Origin of the sequence: Cupriavidus sp. IDO (assembly GCF_000812465.1) — a bacterium.
GTDB lineage: Bacteria > Pseudomonadota > Gammaproteobacteria > Burkholderiales > Burkholderiaceae > Cupriavidus.
In genome coordinates this window covers 54,383-76,535 of record NZ_JWMA01000006.1, presented here as the reverse complement: position 1 = coordinate 76,535, position 22,153 = coordinate 54,383, and the positions used below count along the sequence as shown (strand labels likewise).

The window sequence follows — 22,153 nt, the reverse complement described above, 5'->3', positions numbered from 1 at the left end:
AAACGAATGCGGTTAGCGCAAGGCCCGCTGCAAGATTGCGATCGACGCGATGGCGATGCAGAAGAACGACAGCAAGGCAAACAGGTTGCTGGTGGAGAGGAGCGTCGCCTGCTGATCGATGACACGCGATAGCTGCAGCAGTTCCGCCTGCGCAATCCCTTGCGGGAAATCGAACGGCGTCACCCTGGCAATCAGTTGCGTGCGCGCCAGAACCTCCCCATATTGCAACCACAGGCTCGCCAGTCCCGTCCCTCCAGCAGTGGCAATCTGACGCACGATGTTTTTGAACTGGTAGCCATGCGCAAAATCCTCTACGGTGAATTCGGCCCACGTCAAACCTGCCACCAGCATCAAACTGAAGGGCATTGCCAGGCTCTGCAGGGCGAGAGCCGGGAGCAGCACATTGATAGACGCGCCCAGCATCATTCGTTGGGAGAGCAGCCACGCGGAAGCCGCGAACAGCAGGTAGCCGAATGCGATGTAACGACGGGTGCCGACCAGCAGAGATCGCCCATAGGTGAACGCCATGGCGCCGGCGAACCCAATGAGCCCCGTCGTGGTGAGCACCGTTCCAGTGGTCTGAAACGTGAAGCCCAAGCCGCCTTGCAACATGTTGGCGACAACGTAGGTCCAGAGGCCTCCCAAGAAGTAATAGATGGCATAGAAAGCCAGTCCGACCAGGAAGCGACGGCCCAGAAGGAGCCGCGGATTGAGCCATGGGTCCGGGTGTCGGTGCAGATACGCAAAGGCGGCGACAAAGAAGGCCACGCCGATCATGGGTGTCGCGGCCACCGAGGGTGAACTGGTTAGTTCATAGAAGCGCAGGTCTCCGAGGCCATGCAACAGTATCAACGCGCCGGCGCCAATTAACAGCACCGTCATCCAGTCCATGACGTGGACGTCGACATCCCATGGGGCGCGTGTCGCGGTCAGCCGTTTCGGATAGGTCGCGATCACAAAGAGCAGGGTCAGGAAGGCGATCCCGGCCTGCACGACAAATACCAGTTGCCACTCCGCACTCTCGACGAGTTGCGCTGTGATCCACGGGGCCAGGGCGACCAGCCCCATGGAGCCGATGTTGAAACCGATGAACAGTGGACGACGCTCATCCGGTGCTGCACCAATCTGAATGATGATGCGGGACGCGGCGAATAGTCCGCCTGCTCCGAATCCCTGGACGGCGCGCGCTAGGCTCAATTCCAGCGGGTTACGGGACAGCGCGCAAAGCAACGCGCCAACGCTGGCGATCGCCAGGCCTGCCAGGGTAAATCCACGGTAGCTGATATCCTGGGCCAGCCGCCGCAGCATGAGGTTCGCGACGACGGCCGCGGCTGCATAGGAGGTCAAGCTCCAGAGAAAGTCCTCTGGTGAGGCATGCACCCCGCCCCGAATGTGGGTGCCCGCGACGCCCATCATGGCCGAGGCCCAGAAATCGACGCCTGTGGCGCAGCCCAGTGCCAGTCCGATCAGGTAGACGCGCGCCGGAGACAGCTCCGGATGCATGCTCAGCAGGGGCTTGCCGCTCGCCATGGCCACCCTCGGGGGAATTGCATTCTCCTGGCAGGTTCCGGACCAGTAAGGCCGCCCCCGAAGTACGAGGGCGACTTGCTCAGATGTTCAACACGTTTCGCTAGCGACTAGAAGGGGGTAACTGGATCAATTTCCCTGGAAGAACGGGTTACGGCGGTCCTGCACGTGGCTGGAAGTGTCGAACGGAAAATCGCGATTGATAGTGCGAGCGCCCTCGGTATACGGATCGCGCGCCCCGGTATTTGCGCCCTGCGTATAGGGATCGCGCGGTGCGTTGGTACTCGGCGCCAATTCCTGTTTCGTGGACTGAGCCGCGCCCTCCGTGTATGGGTCGAATTTGCCGGCGCGAGACCCCTGTGAATACGGATCCCGGGTGCCAGTGTCTGCGCCTTGCGAATACGGGTCGCGCGGAGAAGTCACGCCCTGCGCGTAAGCGATCCCGAAAGCGCCCAGCGTGGCGCAAGTCAGCGGAATGACCAAACTCTTTAACATAGTGGTCCCCCAGTGTCGGTGGATGCATCGGTCCAGCGCGCAGTCTCGTGCTAGGCCGGCTCGGTATGTCTGTGCTTGGCAGCCAACATACCTATTACATAGTAGGGCTGCGAGGCACATATTCAACCAATGGAAGGGCACTTCTGCCGGCCTTCAAGGATCGCAACGAGCCGGGCATGGCGATCCTGGAAGATCGCGCCCATGATTGGTTACTTGACCATGCCGAAGGGATCTGGCACGACATGCTGATTTGCGTTGTTCCAGAAGTTCTGCAGCACGAAGCCGTACTCGGGCAGGTTCTGAATAAACGGCGCCAACATGTCATTCGCGGTCTCGCGCTTCCAATCGGCCTGTAGTTCGCATGCGAGGGCGAAGGTCGATACCAGTGAAGCGCCAGCATTGGCCATACGGGACATCGCAGTTTGTGCCTCGTAAGCGTTCCACGCGCCGCAGGCGTCAACGACTGGGAAAACGCTGTAGCCGTCTTGCAGCATCGAGAGCGTCGGGAAGGTGCAGCAGGTTCCGATCGTGACGCCCGAGATGATGATGTGCCGCCGCCCCGTCTTCGCCACAAGGTCTTCAAATGCCTGGCGGAAAGTAGGGTCTTCATAGCAGTTGATAATGCCGGTCCGGCGATAGATCGGCGCCTCCGAGAAGATCTCCTTGAGTTCGGGCAAGGTATCGCCGTTCTGCCATTGCGCGTTTGACGACGAGATCAGGACAGGCAGCTTCATCGCCTTCGCAACCAGCGCAAGGCCAAGCACATTGCTCTTGATGGCGGACAGCGACGGGAAATCACGCAGCCCGGCCATCAGGCCGATCTGGTGGTCGATGAACAGGATCATCGCGTTGTCCGCCGTCGGCTTGTCATACGGCACGCGGCCCGCGCGTCTTGCCTCGTCGGCGGAAACTTTTGGCGGGATGATCTGGTTGGATATGGGGCTCACCACATCTGCGGGACGCTCTGACATGTTGGTCTCCCTGGCGTAGGTAACTGCATCGACGGGATGCGGGCGCCAGCGAATTGCTTCCTGCACAAGAACCGGCGCGCGCCCTTTGGATGCTAGTGCTGCCGGGCAGGAATTCAAGCTGATGGGGCCTGCCAAAGCGCCGACACCCAGTGATAGCCGCAAGCTGGCGTCAGGAAGGGGTCATCGTAGCCGCTGCCCCTGTTTCCAGGTTGATTGCATTGCGATACGCAAACAACGCCGGCGCACCACCGGTATGCAGGAACAACACCGGGCCATCCGAAGCAAAGCGCCCCCGCGCGACGCCATCGAGCAAACCAGCCATCGCCTTCCCCGTATAGACGGGATCGAGCAACACACCTTCGGTACCTGCCAGGATGCGGATGGCCTCCAGCCCCGCCTGGTTGGGTTCACCATAGCGTGGTGCGAAGTACTCGTCCCACAGCTCGGCCTTCAGCCCTGCCGGCACCTCGACATCGAGCAGCGCAGCAGTCCCTTCGATCAGCCCGGCCACCTTGGGCGTTTGCGCCGCGACGCTGCGCGACACGGTAATGCCGACGACCGGTGTATCCGGCATCGCGTGTGCGAGCGCCAACGCCAGCCCGGCATGGGTGCCGGCACTGCCGGACGCCAGCACGACCGCCGAGAATGCAAGCCCTATCGCTTCGGCTTGCTGCGCCAGTTCCAGGCCGGCACGTACATACCCCAATGCCCCCAGCGGATTGGACCCGCCGATCGGGATGACATAGGGCTTGTGCCCCTCGCCACGCAGCCGTTCCGCAAGGGCTTGCAACTGTGCGTCGGCGTTGTCGAGACTCGTAACCGGCTCGACCTGCGCGTCGAACAGATCGAGCAGCAGGCGGTTGCCGCCGTGCAGGTAGTCGCCGTCTGCCGTGCCGGTCGGGTTTTCCAGCAACGCGCTGCAGCGTAGTCCAAGACGGGCCGCCAGCGCGGCCGTCTGGCGGACATGATTCGACTGTATGGCTCCGGCCGTTACCAGCGTATCGGCGCCCTGGCGCAAGGCGTCAGCCGCCAGGAACTCAAGCTTGCGCAGTTTGTTTCCGCCAAACGCAAGTGGCGTGGTGTCATCCCGCTTGATGTAGATATCGCGCCCGAGCATCCCGGACAGGCGATCCAGCTTTTGCAGGGGCGTGGCCGCGCCGACAAGATCGAGGCGGGAGAAAGAGGCAAGGCGATCCGAGATCTTCATGATTTCGACTTTTGGGAGAGGTGGACCAGGACGGTGCGGCGGGGGGGCGTTGTCGGCGGGGACCCTGATCGCCCTCGGCTTCCCCCTCCTTCATGCAAGCTGGTGTGAGTCAGTGCAGGATCTTTGCGAGGAATTCCTTCGCGCGGGCCGACTTGGGATCGCCGAAGAAGGCGTCCTTGCCAGCATCCTCGACGATGGCGCCGCCATCCATGAAAATCACGCGGCTGGCGACCTTCTTCGCGAACCCCATTTCATGGGTGACGCAGATCATCGTCATGCCCTCGCGTGCCAGTTCGACCATGACGTCCAGCACCTCATTGATCATTTCGGGATCAAGCGCCGACGTCGGTTCGTCGAACAGCATGGCGATCGGATCCATCGACAGCGCGCGCGCAATCGCAACGCGCTGTTGTTGTCCGCCCGAAAGCTGCCCGGGGTATTTCCGCGCATGCGCTTTCAGGCCGACGCGCTCGAGCAGCCGCATGCCGTTCTCCTGTGCCTCCTCTTTGCGCCGCTTCAACACTTTGACCTGCGCGAGAGACAGGTTGTCGAGAATGGACAGATGCGGGAACAGCTCAAAATGCTGAAACACCATGCCAACCCGCGCACGCAACTGGGCGAGCTTGATCTTCGGATCGCCGACCATCACCCCGTCCACACTGATCCGGCCCTGCTGAAACGGCTCGAGGCCGTTGACCGTTTTGATCAGCGTGGATTTTCCTGATCCGGAAGGGCCGCAGATGACCACGACCTCACCTTTTTCTACCTGGGTGCTGCACGCATCAAGCACCTTGAACTGACCGTACCACTTCGATACGCCTTCGAGCGCGATCATTGTTTTGTCTCCTACTGGCAGATTGCTTTGTTCGGATTTCCCACCCGTCAGATCAACGCGTCACAGGCAGTGTCAGACGCGCCTCGAGGCGACGCTGTGCCCATGACAATCCGGTGCTGAACAGCCAGTAGATCGCTGCTACCGACAGATACAAGGGAAGCGGCTGGAACGTTGATGCGATGATTTCCTGGGACGACCTGAGCAACTCGGTCACGGTGATGACTGACACCAGCGACGTATCCTTGATCAGGCTGATGAGCGTGTTGCCGAGGCTTGGCACGGCAAGCCGCAAGGCCTGCGGGCAGACGATGTAATGCAGCGTCTGCAGATGGCTCAGTCCGAGGCTGTGCGCTGCGCTCCATTGCCCTCTGCCGATACCGAGAATCGCGCCGCGCATGCTTTCCGACAGGTACGCGCCGGCATTGGCCGTGAGGGTAAGGATGCCGGCGCTGGTGGGATCCAGGGAAATGCCGAGGTCTGGCAGGCCATAGTAGACGACGAACATCTGCACCAGCAGCGGCGTGCCGCGCATGACGCTGACATAGGCGCGGGCAATGCCGCCGAGGACTGGGCTGGTGCTGATACCCATGATGGCGACCACGATCCCGACCAGCAGGCCGAACACCATCGACGCCAGGGCAAATTTTACGGTGATCGCCGCTCCGTGCAGGAGTACCGGCGATGCATGAATAACTAGATCAAGAGATTCCATGATTCGATCCGTAGCAGTGGCCGCGTGGCCGGCCAGGTCCATGCCTGCAGCGATGGAACGAGCCGGCCGGCGTGGCAGCGATTACTGGGCGATGGGCCTGCTGGCGTCGGTACCCAACCACTGGATGGACAGCTTGCGCAATGTGCCATCCTGCTGCAACGCGTTCAGTGCCTCGTCAATGGCTTTGGCAAACTTGGGATTGCCCTTGCGGAACGGGATGCCCATCTCAAGCTTCGTGCCAGCGAGCAGCGCGCCCGTGCGTAGCGGCATCCTGGAGTTCTTGATCAGGTACGGCAGCATCAGGCGGTCATTGAGGGCGGCATCGATGCGCCCGGCCGCCAGGTCACGCAGGTTTTCCGACGTACCCGGATAGGTCTGCACCAGGATACCCGGCACCGATTTCGCCAGTTCGGCATAGTTGCTTCCCAGTGTGACGCCGACGGATTTTCCCTTCAGTTCGTCAAGCGAATTGAACTCGCGCTTGTCATTGTTGCGCTGAAGTACCTGGACCGCGGAATAGACGTATGGCTGGGTAAAATCCAGAGCCTGGCGGCGCGCCGGTGTGATGCCCACCTGGTTGACGATGACGTCGAACTTGCCGGCTTGCAGGCCGGCAATGATGCCGCTCCACTCGGTGGTGATGAACTGGACCTTGAGCCCCATCTTGTCGGCCACGGCTTTGGCGACGGCCACGTCAAAGCCGTCGAGCTGACCGTCGGCATTGCGATAGCCAAAGGGTGGGTAAGTGCCCTCCATGCCGACTTTCAGGACACCGCTGACTTTGACCGAATCCAGCAGGTCTTCAGCGTGCACGGCGGGCGCCGTGAGATTCAGGAGGGTCGCGACGCACGCGCTTTGCAACAGCAACTTCAGGGATTTCATGCCTTGTCTCCAATGTAGGAATAGGTATTTTTTTGAAGGGCAACGCTACTGCCCGGCAAGTCTGCGGAACGCGGCTTCCAGATCGGCGATCAAATCCTCCTTGGCCTCAAGGCCCACGTGCAATCGAAATGCCTGGCCGGCATACGGCCAGGCGGCTGCGGGGCGCTCCTCCCTGGGATCGAAGGGCATCACCAGACTCTCGAATCCGCCCCAGGAAAAGCCCAGGCGGAACAGCTTCAGGTCGTCGATGAAGGCGCGGAACGCCTCACGCCCATATCCGGGCTTGAGTACGACGCTGAACAATCCTGAAGCCCCCGTGAAATCCCGGCGCCAGAGTGCGTGGCCCGGCGCACCTGGGAGCCCGGGGTGCAACACCTGGGCCACCTCCGGGCGGCCCGCCAGCCAATCGGCAATGGTCAGTCCGCTACGCTGATGCCGCTCAAGGCGCACGGCCATCGTCCGCAAGCCCCGCTGCGCGAGATAAACGTCGTCCGGGCCCGCGTGCTGGCCAGTGGCGAAGACATATTCGCGCACGGTGTTCCATGACTCACGGTTGGTCGTGATCACACCCATCATGGCGTCCGAATGCCCAACGATGTATTTCGTCCCCGCATGCACGGAGACATCCACGCCGTGCTCGAATGGCTTGAAGAACAAGGGCGTGGCCCATGTGTTGTCGATGACGACGACCGCGCCATGCCGGTGTGCGGCCTTCGCAATGGCAGGAATGTCCTGCATCTCGAACGTCTGCGAACCCGGTGACTCGGCGAACACGAGCGTCGTGGTCGGACGGAACAGGGCCGCGATGTCGGACCCAAGCGTTGGGTCGTAGAACGTCGCTGACACGTTGCAGCGGGCCAGTACCGTTTCGACGTAGTGGCGCGTCGGGCCATAGACACTGTCGCTCACCAGGATGTGGTCGCCGGCTTTGACGAACGCCATGATGGCGCTCGTACACGCCGCCAGGCCGGACGACACCAACAGCGAACGGTGCCCGCCTTCGAGCTGCGCCAGGGCGTTCTGCAACGCGAATGTGGTCGGCGTGCCTTTTCGGCCGTACCACATGACATCTGTGTCGGCGCCCGAGATGGCGCGCCCGCGCGCTTCCATGTCGTCGAGATTGCGAAACGTCACGGTCGACGCATGGAAAACCGGCGGATTGACGACGCCGCCGAAATCGTCCGGGTCGATTACGCCGTGCGAGAGGTAGGTATCGGGGGACATCCGGATTACCCTCGCCTGGCGCTGTTGATCATGTCGCCCAGGCGCTCCAGTCCCATGCGGAGATTGGGCTCGGGCGGGCCGAACGAGAAGCGCACCCAGCTTGCGTCGATGTATTCGGTCGTGCGCTGGTTGCCCGGATTGACGTCGAAGAACCTGCCGGGCACGGTCATGACCTTGCGCTTGAGACCCTCCGTAAAGAAGGTGTCCGCGGTGTTCAGCGGCGCGGGCAGCCGATGCACCCGGCCCCAGAGATAGAACGTGCCGTTGCCAGGGCATGGGATCTCGACACCCATGTCGGTCAGCGCGTCCAGCATGATGCGGCGCTTCCTGGCGAACATCTGCCGCAATGCGGACGTTTCCTGATCCGCGCGGTCGCGTTGCAGCGCCTGCACGGCAAGCCGTTGCACGATCGTCGGCGGGCCGCCGTCGATGGCGCTTGCCGCACGGCTGATCATGTCTATCACCTCGGTCGGCCCCACCACCCAGCCTACGCGCAGGCCAGGGTAACGATGATTCTTGGTCAAGCCGTCGACGATGACGACCGGGTCCGTTTCCACGTCCTCGACGAACTCGGCGGCAGACACCGGCTGGTCCGCGGGGGCGTGGCCATCTTCGAACACGAAGTGCGAGTAGAACTCGTCGAGCAGCATCCAGCAGCCCGTGTTGCGCGCCGCCGCCACATACTGCGCCAGCGCTTCACCACGTACCACGGCGCCAGTGGGGTTGTTGGGATTGCTCCACAGCAGCGCGTCCAGTTCTTCTCTGGCGATCAGTCCCTCGAGCGCCTGCGCCGGGATGGCAAAGCCGTCTTTGGGCCCCACCGGCAGCGTGACCGGCGTGAAGCGATGGCGGTGGTAAGCGATCAGATCTTCGTAGGCGGTGTAGTCGGGCACGACGTGGCCCAGGCGAATTTCGCCCAGGGTGGCGAGCAGGCGCGACAGCGCAAGCCGCCCCCCGGACGCAATCGCGACATTGTCCTTCGTGTACTGCGATGCCTTGCCGCGACGATAGCGACGGTTGTAATCGTCCGCGACCGCCTGACGCAGCGCATCGATGCCGCCGACCGGCCCGTAGGCGCAATCGGCCACGTCGAACTGCAGTGAAGCCAGCCGTTCCGGCGCGCCTGCCATGGGCCCGATTTCAGGCTGCCCCTGGCCGAGGTTGCACCAGTCGGGATGACCGTTGCGGAAGCCAAGCTTGACGGCTTCGTGAACGACGTGGATCACGCCCATATAGGGAACCGGGCGTAGCAGGGAAGACGCTAGTGAGCTTGTCATGTTGTTGTCGGAGGGGGGCTTGTTTATCGGTGACGCGACGCCATGCGGTCGCGATGGGTGACCATGCGCTCATGCAGCCGGGAGATCGTGTTGCTGCCTGTGGCGACGAAGAGAAAAGGCAGCATGCCGTGCACGAGCGCCGCCATCGATGCGAACAGCATCGACGCGCCGAATGAAAACGACGACGACATATGCTGCAGATAGCTCTCGCCAACCGATGCCGGGTGCTCTTGGAAGAGCCGGAATATTGTTCTCATGGTGGGGGCGTAATCCGGTATAGCGCATCGTCCGAGCCTGGATTGGAAAGCTGGCTTCGCGCTGTTTGTGAGAGAAATCATAGTGTTCGATTCACGCAAAAGGCTTCCAAAAACACCCACCATCTCACTCATGATTAGAATAATTTTCTACCTGGATGGTGCAATGTAGAAATGCAGGCCCCGGCGTACTTTCCAGATATCGCTGCGCATCGAGCGCGGCCATGCAGCCCGTGCCGGCGCTGGTGATCGCCTGCCGATAGATGTGGTCCTGCACGTCGCCTGCCGCGAACACGCCCGGCACACTCGTGCCCGTGGCGTTGCCTGAGAGGCCGCCGTTGGTGACGATGTAGCCGTTCGTCATCTCGAGCTGGCCCTTGAAGAGATCGGTGTTCGGCTTGTGGCCGATGGCGATAAAGACGCCTTGCAGCGCGAGTTCGGTGGCCTCGCCGGTTTGCGCGTGCCTGATGCGCAGGCCGGTCACGCCGGCCTCGTCGCCATTCACTTCGTCGAGCACGTGGTTCCATTTGATCTCGACAACACCTTGCTTCGCCTTCTCGAGCAGACGGTCTACCAGGATCGGCTCGGCGCGGAACCTGTCGCGGCGGTGGATCACCGTGACCTTTTTCGCGATGCCAGCCAGATACAGCGCTTCCTCGACCGCCGTATTGCCGCCGCCAACCACGGCTACGTGCTGCTGCTGGTAGAAGAAGCCGTCGCAGGTCGCGCAGGCGGACACGCCGCGGCCCATGAAGGATGCCTCGGACGGCAGGCCCAGATACTGTGCGGATGCGCCTGTCGCGATGATCAGCGCGTCGCAGGTGTACTCGCCGGATTCGCCGATCAGGCGAATCGGCTTCCCGTCGAGCTTTGCAGTGTGGATGTGGTCGAACACGATCTCGGTGTTGAAGCGCTCCGCGTGATCGAGAAAGCGCTGCATCAGCTCTGGGCCCTGCACCCCCGTTGCATCCGCCGGCCAGTTCTCGACTTCGGTGGTGGTCATCAGCTGGCCGCCTTGCGCCAGGCCCGTGACGAGCACCGGCGACAAGTTGGCGCGCGCTGCATAGACGGCGGCGGTATAGCCGGCAGGGCCGGAACCGAGAATCAGGACCTTGGCGTGCTTGGGCGAAGACATTGGAGAATCCATAGCTTATTCAAGAGACTTCAGGCGATTGCCTGAAGCGATTGCTGAGCCCGTTCGAAGTCGAGGCCCGCCACGCATGGGCACCGCCAATGTTGCGGTAGACGATGCCGCCGATCGCAAGGGTTGCGATCGGCGCGCCGGGGCTGCATGGAAGGCCTCTTCACGCATGAGCCGGGTTGGCCTGTAGTAGTCAGGAGGCGGGATGCGCCACACCGTACTGCGACGACAGGTATCGACGGATATGGTCGGGTGAATCGATAAAACGCGTCTGGCCGCTTACGTGAATCTGCACGCCGTCATCGACCGGCGCGCGCCCGGCGCCGAGCACCAGGACGGGGGCGGACTGGTTCGCCTCGCCGATCAGTTCGACAATTGCCGTGCGAGGGCGGGGCGCATCGATGTATTCGACATCAATTTCATTGCGCAACTGCGGGAAGAAGCCGAGCAGGCCTTCAACGGCAACGGAATCTCCACAATAGAACGGACCTTCCGAGCCTGAAAAAAAGCCGGGGCGAAGCATGAATAGTTTGTCTTTCACTTTCACTCTCTCTGCGGGTTGAAATTGCTGGCGGACGCGCGTCGCTTGCCGTATCGCGAACCACCGAGCACAGAATAAGCAGTGCGAATTGAACCCACCAGTGGCACGAACGACAATTTACGTAAGGATCGTGCCAACTTGACGGAGTGGCGGCGATCAGGATCGCAGCACGTGCAACAGACACGGGGGAGGGTCTTGCTAGACGTAGGGCAGATGGGGCAAAATCAATCGCTGGTGGCATCAATGCCAGCTTTCGTCCGTATCGTGCCAAAGACCAAATCACAATCGTCTGTCAATGCAGGACTGGTTGCCGTCGTCGTGTATGACGGCCTGAGCCTCTTTGAATATGGCTGCGCCGTTGAAGTGTTCGGTCTGCCAAGGCCTGAAATGGGCGACAGCTGGTATCGCTTCACGACCTGTTCCGCCGAATCGGGGAGGTTGCGCGGCTCGGGTGGTATCCAGGTACAGGCTGACGGTGGCCTCGAACTCCTGGCCAAAGCGAAGACCATCATCATCCCGGGGTGGCGCGGTATCGACGCAGACGTCCCGCCGGACCTTTGCCGTGCGTTGAGGAAGGCGAACAAACGCGGGGCGCGCGTCATGTCAATCTGCACGGGCGCCTTTGTCCTGGCGGCAGCGGGGTTGCTCGACGGAAAGCGTGCGACGACGCACTGGCGCCACGCCGCAGCGCTAGCGGCGCGATATCCGGACGTCCACGTGGAAGCAGACGTGCTCTACGTCGATGCCGGCGATGTCCTCACGTCCGCCGGCAGTGCGGCGGGCATCGACTTGTGCCTCCACCTGATTCGCCGGGACCTTGGCCCGCGCGCAGCCAATCAAGTCGCACGCCGACTGGTCATGCCACCCCACCGCGAAGGCGGGCAGGCCCAGTATATCGACGAGCCGGTCTCAAAGCGCAGCAGCTCCTCGCTGGCACCCTTGGTGGACGCGGTGCGCGCAACATTGGACGAGGGCTGGTCGATTGTCAGGATGGCAAAGCAAACGGCGATGAGTGCCCGTACCTTTCAGCGGCATTTTGTCAGTACGATGGGGATGCCGCCAGGGGAGTGGCTGCTTACCGAGCGCCTGGGCCGGGCCAGGACGTTGCTCGAAGAGACCGATTTATCCGTGGATGAAATCGCAGTGCAAGTCGGCTTCGGCGCTGCAGCCACGTTGCGCAATCATTTCCGGACTCGGCTTGGAACCAGCCCGGGTTACTACAGGCGGCGGTTCAGCGCATCCGAGGCACACTGATTACCTGGCTAATGGTGGTCAGCAGCCTTCTGTCCCGGCTTCCACTTCTCCGATGCGGGCGCCGTTGACGTCAAGCCGGACAGGGGCCTAGAAAAGCTGGGTCTGATTGGAGGTGGTGTAAGCGACGCATCGCGTGGTAGAACCCTGAGGCCGGATTAAGGCCCTCGCGCCGAGGCCCGGCATGAGGCGGGGCGCGCGCGGAGCTGGAGGCCGCGGAGGACCAATTCGAGTGGCCGCATACGGAGACGAGGGCGCCGCGGGTCGCAACGTGCTGGATTGCGGAAACGTCGCTTGAAGGGCGTCCGGAACGAAGTCGGACACCGCGTCCGTTCAGCGCAGATGTCCGCCAAACAGTCCGAGCAGGCCGATGACGATCAGGTAGATGGCGACGATGTAGTTAAGCAGCCGCGGCACGACAAGAATCAGGATTCCGGCAATCAGCGAGATGAGGGGGCCAGCGCTGGTGATGATGGTCACAATGACTCCATGGGATTGGCGTGTTCGGGCGGCAATCCTGCCGATGATTACCGGCTAGTCAGCCCGCTTGTCTGGAAGCAATTCAGCGTACGCCAAAGCATGTGGGATTGCAATGCGACTGCGTACGGAGGAAGTGCCAGACCCCGTACACTGGTGACAGACTACGCCATCAAGTTCGGCGGAGCGGCGGAGCTGAGCGTGCAGCGCGACTGCGGCGCCGTGGTCATCGGCGTGCTTGATCGGGGCTCCGGCATTCCGGAAGACAAGCTCGAATCCGTGCGGGGGGCTTTAGCACTCGAGCAATCGCGACGGCGGCGGTTTGGAGGCGCAACTCAGCGTGAGCTGAGTTGCCGTTCGGCCGGGCGTGCCGGCGCGACGGCATCCGCGCTTATGTTGATCGCGCAGGCAGCCCGACGGTGGCGTTACCTGCTGCCGACCAGCCTTTCTCATCCAGCGGCGACCAGCCTGTCGCCTTGCCGTCCAGGCGTTGCATCCGCTGGTCCGACGCGGCTGTGAGGAAGTCATCGGGGATGGGGCAACTGAAGACGCTGTTGCTCAGCGTGTATTCGGCGGCCAGGCGGCCGATGGGCTGCAATGCAGCCGTATCCACGCGCCCCCGCTCCAGCCAGAGCGCATCGTGGATATGGAACCGGGTGACGCGGCCGATGACGAGGTGATCGCCGGCCTCGCCCAGGGCCAGGATCCGGTCGACCTTGCACTCCATCGACACCGGTGCATCGGCAACGCGTGGCGGGCGCACGGTGACGCACGGTGCCTTGGCCAGCCCGGCGACGTCGAATTCATCGGTCTCCGGATCATGCTCGACCGATGACAGGTGCATCTGGTTCACCTGGGGCAGCGAGACGATATTGATGACGAACTCGCCGGTTTCGCGTGCGTTGACCAGCGTGTCCTTCAGCCGCACGCGGTCCGAGCGAGGCTGGATGGTCAGGCTGACCATGGGCGGATTGCGGGATACGACCGTGAAGAATGAGAACGGGGCGAGGTTGGCCACGCCGGCCGTCGAGAGTGTCGAGGCCCAGCCGATCGGGCGCGGTACCACGCTGCCGATCAGGATCTTGTACAAGGCATCGGTATCCAGGGTCGTCGGATCGATTTCCATCAGGTGTCTCCAGTTGGCGCCGGGCCCGCCGGGCTGCGTGCGCCGGCGTCCGCGGTATCGGAAGCATGCCGTCGGTGCGGCGCGGATCAGGAAAGCTGGAGCTTGGGATAGCGCTTCGGTTCGCGCCCTTCGAGCACATCGCGTCCGCGCGCGGTATCGGCATAGATGCGTCCGTAGACGATCTTTCCGTCCCTGACACGGAACAGGAACAGGTGCTCGTTCTCCATGGAAATGCCGCGCTTGGTCTTCGCCCGCGCGATCACGGGAACGATGACATAGTCTTCGGCCTCCAGGACGGCGCGTGCGTCATAGTGGAAATATTCGTACTCCTGATATACGTGCTTCCAGAACGCTTGGAACTCGGCCTTGCCGTTGTAGGTGCCGCCGTATGGCAGGGAATCCGAGAATTCGAACACGATATCGTCGGCGAGCAGGTTGAGCAGGTCGGTCTTGTCGTTCTTCTCAAAGCCGGTCAGCGCCTTTCGGCAGGCTTCGATGATCTGGGGGTGCGTCATGTCTGTCTCCTGTCTGGACATTGGATGGTGAAGATATAAGAGCATATGCTCGTATATGGGTTAAAAAAAACGGGCGGCCTCGTCACGCGGGAACCGCGCTACGGGCACGCCTGGATCGCGCGGCCATCAGGCCATGCCGGCCTCCGCCCAGGGCTCGAACCCCGTCGTGAGCACCGCACGCATGCCCTCGCGCAGACTGGCGGCCTTGCGTTCCCCATAGGCGGTTTCGAATTCGCTCTGGACCGCCGACCACAGCGGGAATGCCTGGCGATAGCGCGCCATGCCCGCCCTGGTGACCGAGGCATTCTTGGCGCGCCGGTCGACACCAGGCGCCATGCTCACCAGGCCGTCGCGTTCGAGTGGCTTCAGGTTCGTTGCAAGCGTGGTGCGATCCATCGCCATCTCGGCAGCCAGCTCGCTGATGGTGAGCGGACCGTGATTCGCGAGCTTGTGAAGTATGGAGAACTGCGTGGCGCGCAAGTTCACCGGCTGTAGTGCCTTGTCATACACCGCGGTGAGGTAGCGTGCGGCCTGCCGTGCCGCCAGGCAGTTACACCGGCCATCAAATTCATCCATTGCCTTGCTGGAGCCTGTCATGAATCTATCCTGCATCGAGTCGATGGATTTCATAGTACGAGAATATGCTCGTATATACAAGGCGGGCCGGCGTGTGCGCAGGCTTCAGGCCTCCACTGGCAGGCCGAGGAAGGAAGCAATCACGCTGGCGGTTTGCTCAGGCTGCTCCATTTGCGGCCAGTGGCCGGCGCCTTCGATCAGCGCGAAGGCGGCGCCGGATAATCGCGCCGCGCGCGCGTGCTCCACCATGGCGACCGGGATCACGGGATCCTCGTCCGCGGCGATCACCAGCACCGGACCGCCAAAGGCGCAGGGCGCATTGCCGCTGGGGTGGCCGCCGGTGAAGGCGTCGTAATAGGCCTGCACCGCGGCCTTTCCCATCATGTTTGCAGGATCGGTCAGACGCGCCAGCTGATGTGCTGGCAGCTGGCGCGAGAACATCTCCCGGATTGCCCGCTGGGCTTGCGCATCGCCGCCGCAGTCCCGCAACAGGGCGCGGACTTCGTCCGGCAGCGTATTGCCGGCCAGCGGTGTCGGGGTGACCAGTACCAGGGCTGCAGCGCGATCCGGCAGGCGCGCGGCCACGAGTTCAGCGATCTGCGCGCCCATGCTATGGCCAACCAGCGCCACGGCGTAAAGATCCTGCTCCAGGATCAGCTGGACGACGTCTGCGACCGCTTGCTCAAGGGAGTAGGGGCCGGCAGCGTCGCGTAGTGAGCCAGCGCCGCGCAGATCCGGCGCGACGATGTCGGCCGCCTGCGCCTGCCATTGCGCGATCAGCGGATCCCACCCGACGTGGCTGTCGAGGAAGCCGTGAATCATCACCAGGGAATCCGGCACTCGTTCACGAGGGGCTGCGGGCTGCGACGCGGGCATGGTGAGTCTCCTGAAGGAACTGCTTGTATGAAGCGTTGTGCTGCCATATTATGAGTATATGCTCGTATTGTAAAGGAGGTTCCGATGGTGACCAGGAGCGAGGTCGAATTCCAGGCCGAGGATGGCATCACGTTGCGCGGCTGGCTGTTTACGCCCGGCGCGGCGGGGAAGTGCCCGGCGATTTCGATGTGTCATGGTTTTGCTGCGGTCAAGGAGCACGGGCTGGAGCCTTTTGCGCGAGCTTTCGCGCAGGCCGGCTTCGTTGTGCTCGTGCATGACCACCGCAACTTTGGCGCGAGTGATGGAACGCCCAGGCACGATATTGACCCGATGGCGCAGATTGCCGACTGGCGCGTTGCGCTGGGCTACCTTGCCTCTCGCCCGGAGGTCGATCCCGATCAGCTTGGCATCTGGGGGAGCAGCTACAGCGGTGGCCATGCCCTGATCCTGGCTGCGACAGACCGGCGGGTGAAATGTGTGGTGTCGCAGGTGCCAACCATCAGCGGCTCCGAACAAGGCAGGCGCCGGGTGCCTCCCGGGGCATTGCCCGCGTTGCTCGAGATGTTCGCTGCCGACCAGCGCGCACAGGAAGGTGGCGCACCCCCCCGGATGCAGGCCGTGGCCAGCGCCGATGCCGCCACACCGGCGGCGTACCGCTCCGCCGACTCCATCGCCTTCTATACGCAGGACCTCGGCGGTGCTGCCTGGATCAACGCCGTCACGCTGCGCTCGACCCGCGTCGCGCGCTCCTATGAGCCTGGCGCATGGATCAGCCAGATCGCTCCGACGCCGTTGCTGATGATCGTTGCCAGCGACGACGACCTCACGATGACTGACCTGGAGGTCGATGCCTTTGCGCGCGCTGCCCAGCCAAAGCGGCTGGTGATGATCCCGGGTGGCCACTTCGCTCCATACAGCGCGCAATTCACGGTAGCCAGCGTTGCCGCTACCAACTGGTTCCGGCAGCACCTCAGCGGCGTGCTGAGCCTGCAGGCCTGACCAAATCCTTCAACAACCGGAGAAATCCAATGCCCGTATTCCATGCACATATCCCCAAAGGACGTTTCTCGCGCGAGCAGAAGATCGCGATCGGCAACGCACTGAACCGCTCGCTGGTGGTCGGGCTGAGCATCCCGCCGGGCGATCGCTTTATCGCGCTGAGCGAGCACGGTGACGATGAGCTGTTTATCGATCCCGCCTTCATGGACATGGAACGCTCAGCCGGCGCGATGATCGTGACAGTTCTTCTCGGCGCGCACCGGCCGGCCAGCGACAAGCAGGCGCTGATGGCAGAAATCTGCCGTCAGCTCGAGGACGCGGCCGGAATCCGCCCAGACGACATCTTCATCGCGATGATCCCTGTCCCCAACGAGAACTTCTCCTTCGGCCGCGGCGTCGCCCAGCTGGCCGATAAGCCACCGCAGTGGTGAAGGCCAGCGATACCTGCAGAAACCAACAAGACAGGAGACAATCGTGCAAGCCCGGAGCCGTGTGAAGTCAGCACCTCAATGAGGGAGGGCCCCCTCTCCCATTGGCACGAGAGAGAGGGGGCCGCCAACGGAATGTGAAGCGTCGTCAGTGCTTCGCCACCGCCTCCGGTAACGGACCCCAGCCACCACCGAGACTGCGCACCAGCGACACGGTTGCGGCCGCCCGCAGCCCTGCGACCTGATTGGCATCGCGCTGCGATTGCAGGACGGTGCGGTCGGCGTCGATCACGGTCAGGTAGTCGACCGCGCCGGCGTCGTAGCGACTACGCGAGATGCGTTGCGCACGCCTGGCGCCGGCCAGCGCGCTGTCCAGCGCCGCACCTTGCTGGCTCAGCCAGCGTACGTCGGCCAGGCTGTCTTCGACCTCGCGGAAGGCCACCAGCACGGTCTGCCGGTAGTGCGCGGCGCTTTCCTCGTGTGCGGCGCGCGCGCCGGCCAGGTTGGCGCTGTTGCGGCCGCCGTCGAACACAGTCTGGGCGATCGTCGTGCCGACCAGCGGCCCGAGCAGCCATGTGCGCGACGACCACTTGAACAGGTTCGACAAATCCGACGACTCGAAGCCGAACAGCCCGGTCAGGGAAATGCGCGGAAAGAACGCGGCCCTGGCCACGCCAATCCGCGCATTAGCCGCCGCCATCTGGCGCTCCGCCGCGGCGATGTCCGGACGACGCTCGAGCAGCTCCGACGGCAGGCCCGGCGGAATGGCCACGGGCGCCGTATCGAACGGGTGTGCGGCAAGGGCGAACTGCGCGGGGGGCACGCCGGTCAGCACGGCCAGCGCATGCTCCTGGTTGGCGCGCCGGCGTTCGATGGTCGCCAGGTCGGCGCGTGCGGTGCCGAGTTCGGCTTCGGCACGCGCCGGATCCAGGTCGGTGGTCTCGCCGGCGTCGTAGCGCTTCTTCAGCAGTGACAGCGCATCTTCGCGCAGCCTGATCGTCGCGTTGAGCAGTTCACGTTCGCTATCGAGCGTGCGCAGCGCGAAGTAGGCCTGCGCGGTGTCGGCCTGCAACGCCAGTTGCACGGAGCGATACAGGTCCCCGGCAGCATCGCCTTCGGCGCGCGCCGCATTGACGCTGCTGGCCACCCGGCCGAACAGGTCTAGCTCATAACCGGCAAATGCACGTGCCTTGAGCACGGTCCGGGCGGGTATGCGTGTGCCATCGGGCAGGCCCAGCGATGCAGCCGAGGGCTGCGTGCGCGTTGGATCGAGGCCGATGCTCAGTTGTGGATACAGATCCGCTTCGGTTGCGCCGGTGAAAGCCCGGGCCTGCTTGAGCCGGGCCGCAGAGGCAGCCAGGTCCTGGTTATAGGTGTTGGCCGCTTCGATTAAACGGTCGAGGTCGGCGTCGCCAAAGACCTTCCACCAGTCTCCACGCTGCTGGCCTTCGGCCGGCGTGCCGGTCTTCCATTGCGCGCCTTCGGCCGCTGCAGCCTCGGCTTCCTTGAACGCCGGCGCCGTGGCCGTCTCGGGCACCTTGTAGGTCGGAGCCAGCGAGCAGCCTGCCAGCACCAGCGCGACGGTCAGGGTTGCAAGCGTTGGCAAGTATGGCTTCATCACATTGTTCATGCCGTTCACCCTTATTCCGCCGAGGCCGCGGCTTGCGCGGCCGAGGTGTCCTGCGCGATTGCCTGGCGACGCTGGCCGCGTGTGGCCAGCAGCCGCAGCGCCACATAGAACACCGGCGTGAGGAACAGCCCGAAGAACGTCACCCCCAACATGCCGGCGAACACCGCCACACCCATCGCATGACGCATTTCGGCGCCGGCGCCGGTCGATACCACCAGCGGCACCACACCCATGATGAAGGCGAACGAAGTCATCAGGATCGGGCGCAGGCGCAGCCGGCTGGCCTCGATCGCGGCCTGTACGATGCTGCGGCCGTGGTGCTCCAGCTCACGCGCGAACTCGACGATCAGGATCGCGTTCTTCGCCGACAGGCCCACCAGCACGATGAAACCGATCTGCGTGAAGATATTGTTGTCGCCACGCGTCAGCCACACACCGGTCATGGCGGCCAGCAGGCTCATCGGCACGATCAGGATCACCGCCAGCGGCAGCGTCAAGCTTTCGTACTGGGCAGCCAGCACCAGGAACACCAGCAGCACGCACAGCGGGAAAATCCACACCCCCGCATTGCCGGCCAGGATGTCCTGGTAGGTCAGGTCGGTCCATTCGAAGCCGATGCCCTTGGGCAGGGTCTCGGCAGCGATCCGCTCGGCGGCGGCCTGCGCCTGCCCCGACGAGAAGCCGGGCGCGGGCCCGCCGTTGATGTCGGCTGCCGTGAAGGCGTTGTAGCGGATCACGCTGTCCGGGCCAAAGCTCTGCTTCACCCTGACCAGCGACGACAGCGGGACCATGTCGCCTGCGGCGTTGCGCGTCTTCAACTGCAGGATGTCCTCGGCGTGCTGGCGGAACTGGGCGTCGGCCTGCACCCGGACCTGGTAGGTGCGGCCAAAGCGGTTGAAATCGTTGACGTAGGCCGAGCCCAGGTAGGTCTGCAGCGTGTCGAACACGTCGGTCACGGGCACGCCGAGCTGCTTGGCCTTGGTCCGGTCAAGCTGCACGTCGAGCTGCGGCACGTTGATCTGGTAGTTGCTGAAAACGCCGGCCAGCTCGGGCGTGGCGCGCGCCTTGGCCAGGTATGCCTTGGTCGCTTCGAACAGCGCGTCATAGCCGAGCGCGGCCCGATCCTCGATGATCATCTTGAAACCACCGATCGTGCCGAGCCCCTGCACGGGCGGCGGGGGGAACACGCCGATGTACGCATCCTGGATCGACGCAAACTGCTTGTTCAGGCTGGCCGCGATCGCTTTGCCGGACAGTTCCTTGCTCTTGCGCTCGTCGAACGGCTTGAGGCCGACGAACAGGATGCCCGCGCTCGGGCTGTTGGTGAAGCCGTTGATCGACAGGCCCGGGAAGGCCACCGCCGATTGCACGCCCGGGTGCTTGAGCGCGATCTCCGACATGCGGCGGATCACGTCCTCGCTGCGGTCGAGCGTGGCGCCGTCGGGCAGCCGGGCAAAGCTGACCAGGTATTGCTTGTCCTGCGCCGGCACGAAGCCCTTCGGCACCAGCTGGAACACGCCCCAGGCGGCCAGCAGCATCACCGCATAGACGCCGAACACCGAGCCCTTGCGGCGGATTACCCCCTTCACGCCGCGGCCATAGCTGTCGGCACTGCGGCCGAAGAATTGGTTGAAGCGCTTGAAGAAGCCGCCGAACACACGGTCCATCCAGCGTGACAGCCAGTCCTTGGGCGCATCGTGGCCCTTGAGCAGCAGGGCCGACAGCGCTGGCGACAGCGTCAGCGAGTTGAACGCCGAGATAATGGTCGAGATCGAGATCGTCAGGGCGAACTGCTTGTAGAACTGGCCAGTCAGGCCGGTCATGAAGGCCAGCGGCACGAACACGGCGATCAGCGTCAGCGCGATCGCGATGATGGGGCCGCTGACCTCGCGCATGGCCTTGTAGGTGGCCTCCTTCGGTGTCAGCCCCTCTTCGATATTGCGTTCAACATTCTCCACCACCACGATCGCGTCATCGACCACGATCCCAATGGCAAGCACCAGCCCGAACAGCGACAGCGCGTTGATCGAGAAGCCGAACGCATGCATCAGCCCGAAGGTGCCCACAATCGACACCGGCACCGCCAGCAGCGGAATGATCGACGCGCGCCAGGTCTGCAGGAACAGGATCACCACCAGCACCACCAGCGCGATGGCCTCGAACAGCGTATGCACCACCGCATCGATGCTGTGTTGCACGAAGCGGGTTGGATCGTAAGCGATGCGGTAGTCGAGGCCCTCCGGGAAGTTCTGCTTGAGCTCCTCCATCGTCTTGCGCACGTCTTCCGAGATCTGGAGCGCGTTCGAGCCTGGTGACTGGAAGATCGGCAGGCCCACTGCGGACTGGTTGTCGAGCAGGGAGCGCAGCGCATATTCCGATGCACCGAGTTCAATCCGCGCGATGTCCTTGAGGTAGGTCACCGCACCGTCCGGCGACGTCTTGACGATGATGTCGCCAAACTCCTCCACGGTTTGCAGGCGACCCTGGGCGTTCACCGACAGTTGCAGGTCGGTTCCGGGCAGCGACGGCGATTGCCCGATCACGCCCGCGGCCACCTGCACGTTCTGCTCGCGGATCGCTTTGACCACTTCCGCGGCAGTCAGCTGCCGCTCGGCGACTTTCTCCGGGTCAAGCCACACCCGCATCGAGTAGTCGCCCGAGCCGAACAGCTTCACCAGGCCCACGCCCTGGATCCGCTCCAGGCGGTCCTTGACGTTGATCACCGCGTAGTTGCGCAGGTACGTCATGTCGTAACGATTGTTCGGCGAGATCAGGTGGACCACCATGGTCAGGTCCGGCGAGCTCTTGACCGTGGTGATGCCCAGGCGGCGCACGTCTTCGGGCAGGCGCGGCTCGGCTTGCGAGACGCGGTTCTGCACCAGCTGCTGCGCCTTGTCCGGGTCGGTGCCGAGCTTGAAGGTCACCGTCAGCGTCAGGTTGCCGTCGCTGTTGGCCTGCGACGACATGTAGAGCATGTCCTCGACGCCGTTGATCTGCTCTTCCAGAGGCGTGGCCACGGTTTCGGCGATCACCTTGGGATTGGCGCCGGGGAACTGCGCGCGCACCACCACCGAAGGCGGGACCACTTCCGGGTACTCCGAGATCGGCAGTTTGAACACCGATATGGCGCCAATCAGGAAGATCAGCACCGACAGCACGCCCGCGAAGATCGGGCGATCGATAAAGAATTTCGAGAGGTTCATCCTGGT

The 22,153-nt window shown here is 63.2% G+C and carries 22 protein-coding genes; 3 read left to right on the top strand and 19 right to left on the bottom strand.

What is annotated here, in order from left to right; all coding sequences use genetic code 11:
- Positions 1-12 precede the first annotated feature (12 nt).
- The 12 genes from RM96_RS02195 to RM96_RS02140 all read right to left on the bottom strand — a co-directional run bounded on the left by RM96_RS02195 (position 13) and on the right by RM96_RS02140 (position 11,066).
- Complete coding sequence (locus RM96_RS02195) at positions 13-1,530, bottom strand: MFS transporter (protein WP_052279269.1); 1,518 nt, start codon at positions 1,528-1,530, stop codon at positions 13-15.
- A gap of 126 nt (positions 1,531-1,656) precedes the next feature.
- Positions 1,657-2,022 carry a hypothetical protein gene (locus tag RM96_RS36670; protein ID WP_082016389.1) on the bottom strand — a complete coding sequence of 122 codons (366 nt, stop codon included), beginning with the start codon at positions 2,020-2,022 and terminating at the stop codon, positions 1,657-1,659.
- 209 nt (positions 2,023-2,231) lie between these two features.
- Entirely contained in the window at positions 2,232-3,128 is an 897-nt protein-coding gene (locus RM96_RS02185) for an isochorismatase family protein (RefSeq protein ID WP_238587039.1), read from the bottom strand.
- 34 nt (positions 3,129-3,162) lie between these two features.
- On the bottom strand, positions 3,163-4,200 hold the full coding sequence (locus RM96_RS02180) for a D-cysteine desulfhydrase (protein WP_039007177.1): 1,038 nt from the start codon (positions 4,198-4,200) through the stop codon (positions 3,163-3,165).
- 109 nt (positions 4,201-4,309) lie between these two features.
- Positions 4,310-5,035, bottom strand: a complete 726-nt coding sequence (locus RM96_RS02175; protein ID WP_039007175.1) for an amino acid ABC transporter ATP-binding protein — start codon at positions 5,033-5,035, stop codon at positions 4,310-4,312.
- Positions 5,036-5,087: 52 nt separating this feature from the next.
- Positions 5,088-5,747, bottom strand: a complete 660-nt coding sequence (locus tag RM96_RS02170; RefSeq protein WP_039007390.1) for an amino acid ABC transporter permease — start codon at positions 5,745-5,747, stop codon at positions 5,088-5,090.
- A gap of 81 nt (positions 5,748-5,828) precedes the next feature.
- Positions 5,829-6,629, bottom strand: coding sequence for a transporter substrate-binding domain-containing protein (locus RM96_RS02165; RefSeq protein ID WP_039007173.1), 801 nt, complete (start codon positions 6,627-6,629; stop codon positions 5,829-5,831).
- Positions 6,630-6,674: 45 nt separating this feature from the next.
- The gene (metC, locus tag RM96_RS02160) at positions 6,675-7,853 is read right to left on the bottom strand and encodes a cystathionine beta-lyase (protein ID WP_039007171.1); all 1,179 of its coding nucleotides are present in this window, start codon (positions 7,851-7,853) and stop codon (positions 6,675-6,677) included.
- Between the two features lie 5 nt (positions 7,854-7,858).
- The gene (locus RM96_RS02155; RefSeq protein ID WP_039007170.1) at positions 7,859-9,130 is read right to left on the bottom strand and encodes a pyridoxal phosphate-dependent aminotransferase; all 1,272 of its coding nucleotides are present in this window, start codon (positions 9,128-9,130) and stop codon (positions 7,859-7,861) included.
- 23 nt (positions 9,131-9,153) lie between these two features.
- A complete protein-coding gene (locus RM96_RS02150) occupies positions 9,154-9,387 on the bottom strand; it encodes a DUF6356 family protein (protein ID WP_039007167.1) in 234 nt (77 codons plus the stop codon).
- Between the two features lie 124 nt (positions 9,388-9,511).
- On the bottom strand, positions 9,512-10,519 hold the full coding sequence (gene trxB, locus RM96_RS02145; protein WP_152624022.1) for a thioredoxin-disulfide reductase: 1,008 nt from the start codon (positions 10,517-10,519) through the stop codon (positions 9,512-9,514).
- A gap of 199 nt (positions 10,520-10,718) precedes the next feature.
- Positions 10,719-11,066 (bottom strand): DUF3088 domain-containing protein, encoded by a 348-nt coding sequence (locus tag RM96_RS02140; RefSeq protein ID WP_039007388.1) that lies wholly within the window; start codon positions 11,064-11,066, stop codon positions 10,719-10,721.
- A gap of 243 nt (positions 11,067-11,309) precedes the next feature.
- Here RM96_RS02140 and ftrA point away from each other — a divergent pair, with 243 nt between their 5' ends.
- Positions 11,310-12,320 (top strand): transcriptional regulator FtrA, encoded by a 1,011-nt coding sequence (ftrA, locus tag RM96_RS02135; RefSeq protein ID WP_052279280.1) that lies wholly within the window; start codon positions 11,310-11,312, stop codon positions 12,318-12,320.
- A 330-nt stretch (positions 12,321-12,650) separates the two neighbouring features.
- Here the strand turns inward: ftrA and RM96_RS36665 are convergent, their stop codons facing one another.
- The 5 genes from RM96_RS36665 to RM96_RS02115 all read right to left on the bottom strand — a co-directional run bounded on the left by RM96_RS36665 (position 12,651) and on the right by RM96_RS02115 (position 15,887).
- Complete coding sequence (locus tag RM96_RS36665) at positions 12,651-12,797, bottom strand: DUF3096 domain-containing protein (RefSeq protein WP_082016388.1); 147 nt, start codon at positions 12,795-12,797, stop codon at positions 12,651-12,653.
- A gap of 388 nt (positions 12,798-13,185) precedes the next feature.
- Complete coding sequence (locus RM96_RS02130) at positions 13,186-13,920, bottom strand: flavin reductase family protein (protein ID WP_039007164.1); 735 nt, start codon at positions 13,918-13,920, stop codon at positions 13,186-13,188.
- 86 nt (positions 13,921-14,006) lie between these two features.
- The gene (locus tag RM96_RS02125) at positions 14,007-14,435 is read right to left on the bottom strand and encodes a nuclear transport factor 2 family protein (protein ID WP_039007162.1); all 429 of its coding nucleotides are present in this window, start codon (positions 14,433-14,435) and stop codon (positions 14,007-14,009) included.
- Positions 14,436-14,561: 126 nt separating this feature from the next.
- Positions 14,562-15,032: a MarR family winged helix-turn-helix transcriptional regulator gene (locus tag RM96_RS02120; RefSeq protein WP_039007161.1), complete on the bottom strand. Its 471-nt coding sequence runs from the start codon at positions 15,030-15,032 to the stop codon at positions 14,562-14,564.
- Between the two features lie 84 nt (positions 15,033-15,116).
- Entirely contained in the window at positions 15,117-15,887 is a 771-nt protein-coding gene (locus tag RM96_RS02115) for an alpha/beta fold hydrolase (protein ID WP_052279266.1), read from the bottom strand.
- A gap of 84 nt (positions 15,888-15,971) precedes the next feature.
- Between RM96_RS02115 and RM96_RS02110 the strand changes: the two genes are divergently transcribed.
- Positions 15,972-16,886 carry an alpha/beta hydrolase gene (locus RM96_RS02110; RefSeq protein ID WP_039007159.1) on the top strand — a complete coding sequence of 305 codons (915 nt, stop codon included), beginning with the start codon at positions 15,972-15,974 and terminating at the stop codon, positions 16,884-16,886.
- 29 nt (positions 16,887-16,915) lie between these two features.
- Complete coding sequence (locus tag RM96_RS02105) at positions 16,916-17,317, top strand: tautomerase family protein (protein ID WP_039007157.1); 402 nt, start codon at positions 16,916-16,918, stop codon at positions 17,315-17,317.
- 145 nt (positions 17,318-17,462) lie between these two features.
- Here RM96_RS02105 and RM96_RS02100 read toward each other — a convergent pair whose 3' ends face one another.
- Positions 17,463-18,944, bottom strand: coding sequence for an efflux transporter outer membrane subunit (locus RM96_RS02100; RefSeq protein ID WP_039007384.1), 1,482 nt, complete (start codon positions 18,942-18,944; stop codon positions 17,463-17,465).
- An 11-nt stretch (positions 18,945-18,955) separates the two neighbouring features.
- Positions 18,956-22,147: an efflux RND transporter permease subunit gene (locus RM96_RS02095; RefSeq protein WP_039007155.1), complete on the bottom strand. Its 3,192-nt coding sequence runs from the start codon at positions 22,145-22,147 to the stop codon at positions 18,956-18,958.
- Positions 22,148-22,153: the final 6 nt, after the last annotated feature.

Excerpts from the sequence above, each read along its gene's own strand:
- RM96_RS02195 (WP_052279269.1), bottom strand. The coding sequence starts at position 1,530 with ATGGCGAGCGGCAAGCCCCTGCTGAGCATGCATCCGGAGCTGTCTCCG.
- RM96_RS36670 (WP_082016389.1), bottom strand. The coding sequence starts at position 2,022 with ATGTTAAAGAGTTTGGTCATTCCGCTGACTTGCGCCACGCTGGGCGCT.
- RM96_RS02180 (WP_039007177.1), bottom strand. The coding sequence starts at position 4,200 with ATGAAGATCTCGGATCGCCTTGCCTCTTTCTCCCGCCTCGATCTTGTC.
- RM96_RS02175 (WP_039007175.1), bottom strand. The coding sequence starts at position 5,035 with ATGATCGCGCTCGAAGGCGTATCGAAGTGGTACGGTCAGTTCAAGGTG.
- RM96_RS02170 (WP_039007390.1), bottom strand. The coding sequence starts at position 5,747 with ATGGAATCTCTTGATCTAGTTATTCATGCATCGCCGGTACTCCTGCAC.
- RM96_RS02165 (WP_039007173.1), bottom strand. The coding sequence starts at position 6,629 with ATGAAATCCCTGAAGTTGCTGTTGCAAAGCGCGTGCGTCGCGACCCTC.
- metC (WP_039007171.1), bottom strand. The coding sequence starts at position 7,853 with ATGTCCCCCGATACCTACCTCTCGCACGGCGTAATCGACCCGGACGAT.
- RM96_RS02155 (WP_039007170.1), bottom strand. The coding sequence starts at position 9,130 with ATGACAAGCTCACTAGCGTCTTCCCTGCTACGCCCGGTTCCCTATATG.
- RM96_RS02150 (WP_039007167.1), bottom strand. The coding sequence starts at position 9,387 with ATGAGAACAATATTCCGGCTCTTCCAAGAGCACCCGGCATCGGTTGGC.
- trxB (WP_152624022.1), bottom strand. The coding sequence starts at position 10,519 with ATGTCTTCGCCCAAGCACGCCAAGGTCCTGATTCTCGGTTCCGGCCCT.
- ftrA (WP_052279280.1), top strand. The coding sequence starts at position 11,310 with ATGCCAGCTTTCGTCCGTATCGTGCCAAAGACCAAATCACAATCGTCT.
- RM96_RS02130 (WP_039007164.1), bottom strand. The coding sequence starts at position 13,920 with ATGGAAATCGATCCGACGACCCTGGATACCGATGCCTTGTACAAGATC.
- RM96_RS02125 (WP_039007162.1), bottom strand. The coding sequence starts at position 14,435 with ATGACGCACCCCCAGATCATCGAAGCCTGCCGAAAGGCGCTGACCGGC.
- RM96_RS02120 (WP_039007161.1), bottom strand. The coding sequence starts at position 15,032 with ATGACAGGCTCCAGCAAGGCAATGGATGAATTTGATGGCCGGTGTAAC.
- RM96_RS02115 (WP_052279266.1), bottom strand. The coding sequence starts at position 15,887 with ATGCCCGCGTCGCAGCCCGCAGCCCCTCGTGAACGAGTGCCGGATTCC.
- RM96_RS02110 (WP_039007159.1), top strand. The coding sequence starts at position 15,972 with ATGGTGACCAGGAGCGAGGTCGAATTCCAGGCCGAGGATGGCATCACG.
- RM96_RS02105 (WP_039007157.1), top strand. The coding sequence starts at position 16,916 with ATGCCCGTATTCCATGCACATATCCCCAAAGGACGTTTCTCGCGCGAG.
- RM96_RS02100 (WP_039007384.1), bottom strand. The coding sequence starts at position 18,944 with ATGAACAATGTGATGAAGCCATACTTGCCAACGCTTGCAACCCTGACC.
- RM96_RS02095 (WP_039007155.1), bottom strand. The coding sequence starts at position 22,147 with ATGAACCTCTCGAAATTCTTTATCGATCGCCCGATCTTCGCGGGCGTG.